The sequence below is a fragment of the Paenibacillus algorifonticola genome (genome assembly GCF_050481745.1).
Taxonomy (GTDB): domain Bacteria; phylum Bacillota; class Bacilli; order Paenibacillales; family Paenibacillaceae; genus Pristimantibacillus; species Pristimantibacillus algorifonticola_A.
The window spans coordinates 1-12,409 of sequence record NZ_JBCNGR010000026.1 but is presented as its reverse complement, the minus strand read 5'-3'; the positions used below and the strand labels follow the sequence as shown (position 1 = coordinate 12,409).

The following is a 12,409-nucleotide window of genomic DNA, read 5'->3' as shown; positions in this document are numbered from 1 at the left end:
AGTCAGCGCTCCCCTCTCTCCCGCTTTGCGAGCAAAAACTCCGCCCATGGCAAGTCCTCAGGCGTCGTAATTTTTATATTTGTATAATCGCCTTCCGCTACGGCAACTGGTGCGCCCATTCGCTCGACGACCATCGCGTCGTCCGTCCCCAGAAAGCCCTCTGCATGGGCCTGCTCATGCGCACGCACAAGCAGTTCACGACGAAAAGCCTGCGGCGTTTGAATCGCCCACAAGCTTCGGCGGTCAGGCGTCGATACGATCAAGCCATTATCGCCCACCTGTTTAATCGTATCCTTCACTGGCACGGCCAGCACGGCCGCGCCTTCACGCTCCGCCACAGAGCAGCAGGTGCCGACCGCAGCTGCCGTCACAAGCGGCCGCACGCCATCATGCACCATGACCCACTCTATAGCAGGCGAAAGCGCCTGAATGCCGCTGTACACCGAATGCTGCCTCTCGCTGCCGCCTGCAACAACTGCCTTCACCTTGGCAATGCCAAAGCGGCCCACCAGTTCTTCCACGCGCCCCACATCATCAGCGCCGACAACGACGATGATTTCAGCAAGGTTAGCAAGCGAAGCGAACAGCTCAAGCGTATGTACAATAATCGGCTTGCCCTGCATTTCCAGGTACTGCTTGCTTTCTTTTGTCCCCATTCGCGAACCGCGTCCGGCCGCGACGACGACAACTCCCCATTTTGCCCCCATGCCCTATTCCCCTCAAATCTCTGTGCCGGTATTGTATCCCCTCTATCATACCTTTTTTACTGTGCTTTTTCCAACAGCTTCGGCTTGGCGAAAATCATCCGTCCCGCAGACGTTTGCAGCACGCTCGTTACAAGCACTTCCATCGTCGTGCCGATATATTCGCGTCCGCCTTCTACTACGATCATCGTGCCATCGTCGAGATAAGCGACACCCTGTCCATGTTCCTTGCCGTCCTTAATGACCTGCACAATAATCTCTTCACCCGGCAGCACAACAGGCTTCACCGCATTCGCCAAATCGTTAATGTTGAGCACAGATACGCCTTGCAGCTCGCACACCTTATTCAGGTTAAAATCATTCGTTACCACTTTGCCATGCAGCGCCTTCGCCAGCTTCACCAGCTTGCTGTCCACCTCGCTGATTTCTTCGAAATCTCCTTCATAGATAAGCACGCGCACATCAAGCTCTTTCTGGATTTTGTTCAATATATCCAGCCCCCGGCGGCCGCGGTTGCGCTTGAGCAAGTCCGAAGAATCGGCAATATGCTGCAGCTCCTCCAGCACAAATTCAGGTATGACCAGCGTTCCCTCAATAAAGCCGGTTTTGCAAATGTCGGCGATCCGCCCATCAATAATGACGCTCGTATCCAAAATCTTATGCTCCTCGAACCCGCTCGTCTCATCAATAGGAGGAGCCGCTTTGCGCTGGTTCCACAGCTCAATCAGCTTTTCTGTCAGCTCATCCCGCTTGTTCCAAGCAATACGCACGCCCAGATAGCCGAAGAACAGCGCCATAATGGCTGGCAGCATAACACCTACGCCTCCAATGTCCGACACCGCCGGGTACAACAGCACCGACAGCAGCAGCCCAACGAACAATCCTGCTGCACCAGCCAGCAAATCCTTGACCGGCATAGCCGAAGTCTGCTCCGCTCCACGCTGCATTAAACGAATGAGCGGATTTGCTGCCAAGGTCGCGAGAATGACCCCGCACAATGCGCCGATTCCGACATTCATGTAATAAGTGCCGGAATGCTCAAGCATCCCAATAGATGGCTCAGCCCATAATCCCGATAAACTGGTCATGCTGTGAAGCTCGCGTCCTGCCATTGCACCTAACATTATTCCAATTAATTGAATGATACGTCTTACCATATTCATCCACCTCCATTACAATTATGTTCCAATTGGGAAAACTCTAACCGTCAGAGGTGAATGATTTTTCATTTTGAAATGCGGACCAAGTAAGCTTATAATGGAAACAAGATCAGAAGTTGCTAAAGTTGATGAAAGAGGTGTAACCGATGAGCGCACCAACATTGGATCAATTTCAACAGCAAGTATCCGAGTTACTGCTAAGGCATCGGAGCCTGCTGGATGTGATGTCAAAGTTTGGGCAGGCTGGAACGTCCGTCAATCGAGCTGTAACGAAAGCCGTGACCGACTGCGGCTGCATTGAGCTTGCGGCCCGCAAGCAGCATTATTCCGATGAACCGAACCTTAAGAGCGCGAAAGAAACGCTGCAAAGCCACCTTTCTGGCGAGCTGTGCGAAAACTGCCGCGATGTGCTTAAGGCCGACCTCGGACGCAATCTGTTCTACATGACCGCGATGTGCAATCTGCTGGATATCCAACTGGACGAGGTCATCGCCGATGAGTATGACAAATGCTCAACGCTCGGCCTATTTAATTTAACGTAAAGCGAATGCCTGCAAAGCCATTGCTACCTCAACATAATGATGCAAGATGCCAAGCGTAAACGACTGTTGCCGTCCTTTGGCGGGAAAGCTACCGTTTCGCGTAGAAATATAGAGAAAGTATGGTGAAATCATATACTTTCCTATATTTCAAGGTGAAATGGCTGTTGCCGTCCTTTGGCGACAAATCCATTTCAACAAAAAAAGCTGCAAACCACGTTTACATGGTTTACAGCTTTTTTGATGTTTCCTTTTTACTTATGAAAAATGCTTCTGAGCTAGCTGCATACTAGGCAATCGTCTCCGACTGCACCTGCTCTTCACTTAGCTCTGCATGCTTGTTTTTACGTCTGCGCGGCTTAATGCGCCGATCAACGTTTTTTTTTAAGCCCCACAGCGCATATAGCAAAAGCGGGATGAAAATCAGCTTCGACAAATATTGATTGAACCAAATACCGATTACGAGCGAGAATACGACGATAATCGGCACGACCCAAATCGCGCTCTTCGGAATGCCAAACTTCTTGAAATTCGGATAACGAACCGTGCTCACCATCAGAATGGAAAGAACGAGCGTACTAATTAACAGCACAATAACCGAAATATCATTTTTGAAAAGAGCCAGCGTTGCCAAAACACCACCAGCTGCTGGAATCGGCAGTCCGATGAAATAACCGCTCGGCGTCTTCGTTACGACATTAAATCTCGCCAGGCGCAAAGCTCCGCAAATCGGGAATAACGCGGTAATAATCCAAGCCACTGCTGTATTTAAATCCTGAAAAGCGACGACATACATAATGAACGCTGGAGCTACTCCGAAGGAAATGACGTCGGATAACGAATCGAGCTCCTTGCCGAATTCGCTCTGTGCATTAAGCGCACGTGCCACTCTGCCATCTACGCCATCAAGCAGCATTGCGATAATAACCATCATCGCTGCAATTTCAGGTTTCTCATTAAACACCATAATAATGGCGATTACGCCAAGAAACAAATTCCCCACCGTGAAAAGGCTCGGTATTGACTTTATAATCATCTGTTCCACCTCTTCTCTACTATGCCCTAAGATCAAATACTAATGTATGATGATCGGGCCGTTCACATTCCATCAATTGTATGGGATTTAGATTTGCCTGTCAATGAACATTTGATCCTGAATCCGTTTCAAACCTTCCTTGATCGCCCTCGCCCGAACTTCCCCAATTCCGTCAACATCATCCAATTCACCGATGGTCGCCATCATAATATGCGGCAGTCTGGCGAAGCGCTCAATCAAATTATTCATAATAATGAGCGGCAAACGCGGGATTTTGTTCAACAAGCGGAAGCCGCGCGGCGAAATTGCTTCTTCCGCCATAGAACCGGTATGCGGATAGCCAAGAAGCCGGATAATCGGCGACGCGTCCAGCAGCTCATCAGAGCTCAGTTTTTTCATTGCGAGTCGGATTTCCCGGATTTTTTCATCTGAATTATCTTTCGCATAATCCTTAAGCAAATACCAAGCATCCTCATCCACACCATCGACCAGCTCTTCGAGCTGCATCGCAATGAGGCGTCCTTCCGTTCCCAGCTCGGTCACATAACGCTTGATTTCCATTTTGACACGCAGCACCATCTCTACACGCTGCACGACATGGGCAACCTCCTGTAAGGTGACCAGCTCCTCGAACTCAAGCACAGACAAATTTTTGAACGCTTGGCCCAGCACCGCCTTATATTTCTCCAGCGTCTGAATCGCCTGATTCGCTTTTGTCAAAATGTTGCCCATTTCCTTGAGCGCATACCGCAAATTGCCTTGATACAGCGTAATAATATTTCGGCGCTGCGATATGGATACGACGAGCTTGCCCGTCTGCTTGCCGACCCGCTCCGCGGTACGGTGGCGGATTCCCGTCTCAATCGACGGAATGGAGCTGTTCGGAATAAGCTGCGTGTTGGCATACAAAATCCGCCGCATATCCTCGCTCAAAATAATTGCGCCATCCATCTTCGCAAGCTCATACAAATAGTTGGGTGAGAAATCACAATTGATGGAAAAACCTCCATCTACAACTTCCATTACCTCAGGACTGTATCCGACAACGATTAATGCTCCAGTCTTCGCCCGCAGCACGTTCTCTAAGCCGTCACGGAACGGGGTACCGGGCGCGACTAGCTGCAAAAGCTGGTTCATTGTTTCTAGCTGGCTCTGTTCCTTCATCATCTTCCCCCTATCCTAGTGCTGCCGAGAGCGCTTCCGCTACGGTGTTTACACCAATAATCTCAATGGATGCCGGCGGCTTCCAGCCCTTCAGGCTTTTTTCCGGCATAATAACTCGTTTGAAGCCCAGCTTCTCGGCTTCCTTTACCCGCTGCTCAGCCCGCGAGACAGCACGTACCTCGCCCGTCAAACCAACTTCCCCGAACACAACGTCGTAAGGTCTCGTTGGCGCATCCCGAAAGCTCGAAGCGAGACATACCGCTGCTGCTAAATCAACGGCTGGCTCATCGAGCTTAATGCCGCCTGCGACATTCAAATAAGCATCCTGCGTCTGGAGAAACATGCCGTTGCGCTTCTCAAGCACGGCAATGATCAGCGCCATGCGATGATGGTCAAGTCCGGCCGTCATACGGCGCGGCGATGGGAAGTTCGTCGTTGCCACCAGCGCCTGCAATTCCACCAATACAGGACGGGTTCCCTCCATGCTTGCTACAACAATAGAGCCGGCTACGCCAAGCGGGCGCTCTGATAAAAACAGCTCAGAAGGATTCAGCACCTCACGCAAGCCTTCCTCGCCCATTTCAAAAATTCCGATCTCATTCGTCGACCCAAACCGGTTTTTAACCGCGCGCAGCAGCCTGTAGGTATGATGGCGCTCACCTTCAAAATACAATACGCAATCGACCATATGCTCCAGCATCCGCGGTCCGGCGATGGCGCCTTCCTTCGTCACATGTCCGACCAGTACCGTTGCAATCCCTTTGATTTTGGCGACTCGCATAAAATGCGCGGTGCATTCCCGAACCTGAGATACGCTGCCCGGCGCTGATTGCACACCCGGATCATAAACCGTCTGGATGGAGTCAATAACGAGAAAATCGGGGTCCACCGATTCAATCGCCTCGTTAATATGATCCATGTTTGTTTCGCAAAGCACATACAAGGATTCCGTCAGCGCACCAAGCCGATCCGCTCTTAATCTTGTTTGCCGCACCGATTCCTCACCTGAAATATAGAGAACCTTCAATCCCTTCGTTGCTAGTGCATGCGAGGTTTGCAGCAGCAGCGTGGATTTTCCGATACCGGGGTCGCCCCCTACCAGCAAAAGGGAGCCCGGCACAACGCCCCCGCCAAGTACGCGGTTCAGCTCTTTCAAGCTCGTTTCAATGCGCGGTTCCTTCCCGCTCTCTATATGTATGATCGACTGTGGCTTTTCTTTCGTTTGCGCAACACGCAAACCGACTCCCTGCGTCTTGACAACGGTTTCCTTCTCTTCAATCATGGAATTCCATGACTGGCACCCTGGGCATTTGCCCATCCACTTAGGCGACTCTGTTCCACATTCATTGCATACGAATTTCGTTTTTATTTTTGCCATGTCCGGCTCCTTTTACTAAAAACACTATCATTAAAAGTTTACCATTTAATGTGGATTGTATAAACCCTTTCTTCCTTATACAACAAGAAAGTTCCCTGTCATCCACAAGAGGAAGAAGGGAACTTTCTGAAAAAGACAATTTATACACGCTATCGTTTAAGCTTGGATAGTCGCTTGCCGCGCCACAATAACCCGGTGCGTTGAAAGCTGGGAGCCCAGCATAATGACTTCATTTTGCTGACTTTTGCAGCCTTCGCCTGCTTTCGTTTGACGATGCGTATGTGCCTGACGGAAGGAGTCGCTGTTGACCCAGCCTTCAAACGACGCTTTATTTTCCCATGTTGTGCCGACTCTCAGCTCATCATAGTCCACCAAGTTTTCCATAAGCAGCACCTCCATCCGGATAAAGCCGGGAGAAAGCTCAATCCCCTTCGTATGCTGGAACCGCTCGGCTACGGCTTCACCGTGCCCTTTTTTCACTTTAATGGTGTTCGTGACCACGATCATGATGTTACCCCTCCTATCAAGCCTGAAGGCTTTCCAAATAAGCATAAACCAAGCGCGATTCCTCGCCACCCATCTTGGCGTGAACGATGAGCGGAATTCCATGCGGGCCACTGGCATCTTTCGCCGCGGGGTCGTCACTTAAAATCGCATGAACCACTTCCAGCTTGCCTAACATCGCAGCAGCAAAAAGATCCAGCCTTGCTCCACGCTCCAGCAAATACAGCGCAATATCCCTGCGTCCGACATGAGCGGCTGCGCCTAGCGCATTTTCCCAATCGCCATCTCCCCAGTCACAGGAAGCGTGCAGCAGCTCAGGCTCTTCACTCAGCATTTGCTTTACCTTGTCAAAATCCATATGTGCTGCTCTAACGAACTGCTTAATATATTCATTTGATAAATATGACGCCTCTTCAGCCGTTATTCTGGCAGCATGCAATCCCATACCTATTACCGCCTTCCGTCATCTGTTCCGGTCTTCGTCTTTGTATATGAAAGAGTGTATGTTCAAATTAATATCTACTCCTATAAGATACACGATAATGATTCTCATTGTCAAATGAAAATGAAAGGGGATTGTCTGTTTTAGTCATAAAAAAAGCTTCCAGCATCCGTCATGTTCACGGGTTCTGGAAGCTTTCTATTTTTGTACCGAGCTGTATAAAGCTAGCTCGCCGAATGTGCGTAAGCTGTAATCAGCTGTGCAGCATCCTCACTTTTTAATTATGATTTAGCAGCTGGCTCTTCGGACGCTTTCTCCAAATCAAGAGGCTCCGATTTTGTTACCGTCAACGCGCCATCCTTCTCATCAATCGTGAAGCGGTCGCCTTTTTGAATGTTGCCAACGAGCAATTCCTCGGACAAACGGTCCTCGATATGCTTCTGAATCGCGCGCCGCAATGGACGAGCACCATACTGCGGATCGAAGCCTTCTTTGGCGAGGAACGCCTTCGCCGTATCGGTCAGCAAGAAGTCTACATCTTGCTCACGCAGGCGTTTTCGCAAATCGTCGGACATCAAAGTGACGATTTCGGCGATATGCTCTTGCTCCAGCGAGTGGAACACGATCGTTTCGTCGATCCGGTTCAGGAACTCCGGACGGAAGCTCTTTTTGAGCTCAGCCATTACTTTATCCTTCATTTGAATGAAGTCACGGCCAGCGTCGTGAACAGCTGTGAAGCCCAGCGAAGAATTCCGTTTAATTTGATCCGCGCCCACGTTCGACGTCATAATGATCAACGTATTGCGGAAATCGACTACACGGCCTTTAGAGTCAGTCAGACGACCATCTTCCAGCACTTGCAGCAAAATGTTGAATACTTCCGGGTGGGCTTTCTCAATCTCATCGAGCAATACAACCGAATAAGGCTTGCGGCGTACTTTCTCGGTCAATTGACCGCCTTCCTCATAACCAACATATCCCGGAGGTGCCCCAACGAGACGGGAAGTTGAATGCTTCTCCATATACTCCGACATATCGATGCGGATAATCGCATTTTCATCGCCGAACATCGCTTCTGCAAGCGCACGGGCAAGCTCGGTTTTACCTACACCCGTTGGACCGAGGAAAATGAATGAACCCATCGGACGCTTCGGATCCTTCAGGCCAGCACGAGCACGGCGCATAGCGCGCGATACCGCTTTGACTGCTTCTTCCTGTCCGATGACACGGCCATGAAGAATGGATTCCATTTTCAGCAGACGCTCGGTCTCTTCCTCTGCCAACTTGCTTACCGGAATGCCGGTCCAGCTCGCTACGACTTGTGCAATATCCTCAGGTGTCACTTCGGAATCGGTACGTCCTTGTTTTTCTTTCCATTGATTTTTCGTGATATCCAGCTCTTCGCGCATCTTCTGCTCGGTATCGCGAAGCGCAGCCGCTTTCTCAAACTCCTGGCTTTGAACAGCGGAGTCTTTCTCCTTGCGGATATCCTCCAGACGGTTTTCCAGCTGCTTAAGATTCGGCGGAATCGTATACGAGTTGAGGCGAACTTTCGAGCCGGCTTCATCAATCAGGTCGATCGCTTTATCCGGCAGGAAACGATCCGTAATGTAGCGGTCGGACAGCTTAACGGCTTGAACAATCGCTTCATCTGTAATTTTCACCCGGTGATGGGCTTCATAACGATCGCGCAGGCCGTACAAAATTTGTACCGCTTCTTCCGGTGAAGGCTGATCTACCGTAATCGGTTGGAAACGGCGCTCCAGCGCAGCATCCTTCTCGATATATTTGCGGTATTCATCCAGTGTAGTCGCGCCGATGCATTGCAGCTCGCCACGTGCTAGCGCCGGCTTCAAAATATTAGAAGCATCAATCGCGCCTTCAGCACCACCAGCACCGATCAACGTATGAAGCTCATCGATGAATAGGATGATATTGCCGGCTTGGCGGATTTCATCCATAATTTTTTTCAAGCGATCCTCAAACTCACCGCGGTATTTCGTACCAGCTACGACAGAGCCCATATCGAGCGTCATTACGCGTTTGTCGCGCAGCGTTTCTGGAATTTCGTTTGCGATAATTTTTTGCGCCAATCCTTCAGCGATCGCTGTTTTACCAACGCCGGGTTCCCCGATAAGAACCGGATTGTTTTTCGTCCGGCGGCTAAGCACTTGAATAACGCGCTCGATTTCCTTGCTACGGCCAATAACCGGATCGAGATTGCCTTCTTTAGCGAAGGAGGTCAAATCGCGGGCAAGTCCGTCCAGCGTTGGCGTGCTCACATTAGATGGAGCGCCATGGTTGCTGGAGATGGCTTCGCTGCTGCCAAGCAATTGCAGCACTTGCTGGCGTGCTTTATTGAGGCTGATGCCGAGATTGTTCAGCACGCGGGCTGCAACCCCTTCTCCTTCACGAATGAGTCCGAGCAAAATATGCTCCGTACCCACATACGTATGGCCCAGCTTTCTCGCTTCATCCATAGAGAGCTCAATGACCTTTTTCGCACGTGGCGTATAGGCAATGTTGGTAGGCTGCTCCTGGCCTCTTCCGATCAAAGCTTCAACCTCATCCTGGATTTTCTCTAAGCCCAGGCCAAGTCCAATCAGCGCTTTGGCGGCAATGCCTTCTCCTTCACGAATCAGTCCAAGTAAAATATGCTCGGTACCAATATTGTTATGTCCAAGACGAACCGCTTCTTCCTGCGCCAATGCAAGCACCTTCTGTGCCCGCTCCGTAAATCTTCCGAACATCATCGTTACGCACCCCCATGTTCCATTTGACTTCGCAACTGCTTGCGAATAAGTTCTGCCCGGCGATAATCCCGCTGCTCCGCATTCATCGTTTCCTTGAATACCTGCTGCAAGAAGCCAGGCTGCGTCATAATCATTAATTCATTCATCACTTGAGGCGTTATATTATCCAGCAATCCCAGATCAACGCCCAACCTTACATCTGAAAGCCGCTGTGCGGCTTCCTTCGTATCCATTATAGCCGCATAGGATAAAATCCCATAAGACCGCTTTACTCTATCTTCAATGCGCAGCTTAGACTCAGCAAGAAGCCGTATTCGAGCTGCTTTCTCATGCTCAATAATTTGTCTGGCTACACTGTACAGGTTGTCAATAATTTCCGACTCCGACTGCCCAAGTGTAATTTGGTTCGAGATTTGAAACACATTGCCAAGCGCTTCACTGCCTTCGCCATACAATCCGCGAACCGCGAGTCCCACCTGCGTAACGGCCTGCAAAATCCGATTGATTTGCGATGATAACACGAGAGCCGGCAAATGTACCATAATGGATACGCGAATGCCTGTTCCAACGTTGGTCGGGCAAGTCGTTAAATAACCGCGTTTCTCATCAAAAGCATATTCGGTCTCCGCTTCAAAAATATCATCGATCCGATTCGCCAGCGTCCAAGCTTCCTGAATTTGAAAACCTGGATACAGACATTGAATTCGCAGATGATCTTCTTCATTAATCATAATGCTCACCGATTCATTATCGCTGAGGATGAAGGCTCCGCCTCGAGATTCATTAGCCAGATTAGGGCTGATCAAATGCTTTTCAACCAATACACGCTTCTCCAGCTCCGTAAGATCGGATAACACGATGGTATCAAAATGGCCGATAGGCTCAAGCTTTCCAGATGCCCCGATAGCAGCCAGCTGCTCCATAACCTCAAGCGATTGCTCCTTCGTAGCGAGCAATGGAAACGGATGATGGTTCAAATTTCTGGCGATGCGTATACGGCTGCTGATCACGATATCTGACTCTGGACCATCCCCTTTCATCCAATCGCTTAACGCTTGCTCTGAAAAACGACGACTCTTCAAGAGGTATCCTCCTTACTTCATGACTTACAGCTCTGCTATTTTACGCTCAAGCTCACGAATACGATCCCTGATTTGAGCCGCACTTTCAAATTCTTCTTGCTCAATACGATCATACAGCTCGCGTCTGAGCTGATCAAGTTCTCGTTTATTTTGCAATTGCCCTCCGGAGCGTTTCGGAATTTTCCCCGTATGCACCGTACTACCATGTACCCTTTTGAGCAGCGGATCTAACTTATCTGAAAAATGTTTGTAACAGGCGCTGCAGCCAAAGCGTCCGATCTTGCTGAACTGTGCATAAGTGAATCCGCATTCGTCACAGCGTATGACCGGGCAAGGCTTCGTCCCTGCTGAACCCGATGTTCCAGATGGATCAAAATCAAGCAGACCCGACAGCAAGCTGTGGATAGAGAAGCCATTCGCCGTTCCCGGAATACCTTCACCCCGTTCACGCGCACAAGCTTCACAAATGTGAAACTCCGTCTTCTCTCCACCGACAATCTTCGTGAAATGAAGCGTTGCCGGCTTCTTGCCGCATTCCTGACAAATCAAGACAAATCACCCCTTTCCATGCACTTACGCACGGTAAAGTTATTTAACCAGAAGCGATATAAGCATCGCTCTTAGCAAACGGGCCCTTACCTCATCACGCAGCGGGAGCTTGACGGCTATTGTTTCACGGTCAATTGCTGCCCGCAGCAGCTGTGCTTCGCGCTTCGTTACCAGCAGCGCCTCTTCAAGCTGATAAATCAGCCCTTCCGCCACGCTCTGCTCCACGCAATCTCCAATCGTCTGCCGAATATGAAATTGAATCGTCTGCAAGGCTGGCAGCTCTACCCGTTGAATCCTGACGTAACCTCCGCCTCCACGCTTCGATTCGACCATGTAACCCTTCTCCAGCGTAAAACGTGTACTAATCACGTAATTAATCTGGGAAGGGACGCACGAAAATTTCTCAGCCAGCTCATTGCGCTGTATTTCCACCGAGCCTTCTGTGCTTTCCTGCAGCATATTTTTTAAATAATGTTCAATGAGATCGGAAATGTTTCGCATATCACCAACCTCCCTGGTACTGCATGGAGCACAAGCTTACGCTTATTCATATGCAGCTCCAACTGACTTTGACTTTCTTTGACCTTAACTTTATTATACGCAAAATTAAAGAAAGGTCAAGAGATGGAATCTTAATTTTCTGACTATTCATCCACAAGCTTTTATGCACAAGGCTACTACCTAGCATGGTGCGAAAAAGCGCTAATTATACCCGACTCGCCTAGATCGGTTCTATTTATAAACAGGCTGTGCATAAAAAATGAACGAATGTGCATAACTCATGTTTACATTATGTTCATATTAGGGTGGGTGAACTTACCCACATGTGAACAACCTCGCTAATACAGACTTATACACGCCACAAGGTGAAACGGCTGTCGCCGTCCTCTGACGGCAAAGCTATCGTTTCGCGTAGAAATATAAGCCGATGATAATGGGAAAACTTATTCCTCCTTATATTTGAAAAAAATACTATGCACCTCATCCACGGCTGTAGATAAGTTGTGCACAGCATTTTCACTATGTGAAAGCCTATCCCATTTACAAGACAACAAAAAACCTGCCGCAATGATTGCGACAGGCTTCTCGTGCTTGGCG

At 49.5% G+C, this 12,409-nt stretch carries 12 protein-coding genes; 1 reads left to right on the top strand and 11 read right to left on the bottom strand.

Translation table 11 applies throughout. From position 1 onward, the window contains the following. Window positions 1-2 precede the first annotated feature (2 nt). Both ispD and ABEW34_RS21075 read right to left on the bottom strand, forming a co-directional pair. Window positions 3-707 (bottom strand): 2-C-methyl-D-erythritol 4-phosphate cytidylyltransferase, encoded by a 705-nt coding sequence (ispD, locus tag ABEW34_RS21080; RefSeq protein ID WP_430161305.1) that lies wholly within the window; start codon window positions 705-707, stop codon window positions 3-5. Between the two features lie 56 nt (window positions 708-763). Next, entirely contained in the window at window positions 764-1,861 is a 1,098-nt protein-coding gene (locus ABEW34_RS21075; protein WP_430161304.1) for a PIN/TRAM domain-containing protein, read from the bottom strand. A gap of 149 nt (window positions 1,862-2,010) precedes the next feature. Between ABEW34_RS21075 and ABEW34_RS21070 the strand changes: the two genes are divergently transcribed. Then, window positions 2,011-2,406: a DUF1573 domain-containing protein gene (locus ABEW34_RS21070; RefSeq protein ID WP_430161303.1), complete on the top strand. Its 396-nt coding sequence runs from the start codon at window positions 2,011-2,013 to the stop codon at window positions 2,404-2,406. Between the two features lie 286 nt (window positions 2,407-2,692). Here the strand turns inward: ABEW34_RS21070 and pssA are convergent, their stop codons facing one another. The 9 genes from pssA to ABEW34_RS21025 all read right to left on the bottom strand — a co-directional run bounded on the left by pssA (window position 2,693) and on the right by ABEW34_RS21025 (window position 11,812). Beyond that, window positions 2,693-3,439 (bottom strand): CDP-diacylglycerol--serine O-phosphatidyltransferase, encoded by a 747-nt coding sequence (gene pssA, locus ABEW34_RS21065; protein WP_430161302.1) that lies wholly within the window; start codon window positions 3,437-3,439, stop codon window positions 2,693-2,695. An 87-nt stretch (window positions 3,440-3,526) separates the two neighbouring features. Then, a complete protein-coding gene (gene disA, locus ABEW34_RS21060) occupies window positions 3,527-4,603 on the bottom strand; it encodes a DNA integrity scanning diadenylate cyclase DisA (RefSeq protein ID WP_430161327.1) in 1,077 nt (358 codons plus the stop codon). 10 nt (window positions 4,604-4,613) lie between these two features. Beyond that, complete coding sequence (gene radA / locus ABEW34_RS21055) at window positions 4,614-5,981, bottom strand: DNA repair protein RadA (RefSeq protein ID WP_046234195.1); 1,368 nt, start codon at window positions 5,979-5,981, stop codon at window positions 4,614-4,616. A 156-nt stretch (window positions 5,982-6,137) separates the two neighbouring features. Then, the gene (locus ABEW34_RS21050) at window positions 6,138-6,488 is read right to left on the bottom strand and encodes an antibiotic biosynthesis monooxygenase (protein ID WP_430161301.1); all 351 of its coding nucleotides are present in this window, start codon (window positions 6,486-6,488) and stop codon (window positions 6,138-6,140) included. A gap of 16 nt (window positions 6,489-6,504) precedes the next feature. Next, complete coding sequence (locus ABEW34_RS21045; protein WP_430161300.1) at window positions 6,505-6,930, bottom strand: ankyrin repeat domain-containing protein; 426 nt, start codon at window positions 6,928-6,930, stop codon at window positions 6,505-6,507. Between the two features lie 278 nt (window positions 6,931-7,208). Then, entirely contained in the window at window positions 7,209-9,680 is a 2,472-nt protein-coding gene (gene clpC, locus ABEW34_RS21040) for an ATP-dependent protease ATP-binding subunit ClpC (protein ID WP_056035710.1), read from the bottom strand. Window positions 9,681-9,682: 2 nt separating this feature from the next. After that, entirely contained in the window at window positions 9,683-10,762 is a 1,080-nt protein-coding gene (locus tag ABEW34_RS21035) for a protein arginine kinase (protein WP_099518279.1), read from the bottom strand. 24 nt (window positions 10,763-10,786) lie between these two features. Then, window positions 10,787-11,311, bottom strand: a complete 525-nt coding sequence (locus tag ABEW34_RS21030) for a UvrB/UvrC motif-containing protein (RefSeq protein ID WP_046234191.1) — start codon at window positions 11,309-11,311, stop codon at window positions 10,787-10,789. Window positions 11,312-11,350: 39 nt separating this feature from the next. Further along, a complete protein-coding gene (locus ABEW34_RS21025; RefSeq protein ID WP_430161299.1) occupies window positions 11,351-11,812 on the bottom strand; it encodes a CtsR family transcriptional regulator in 462 nt (153 codons plus the stop codon). Window positions 11,813-12,409: the final 597 nt, after the last annotated feature.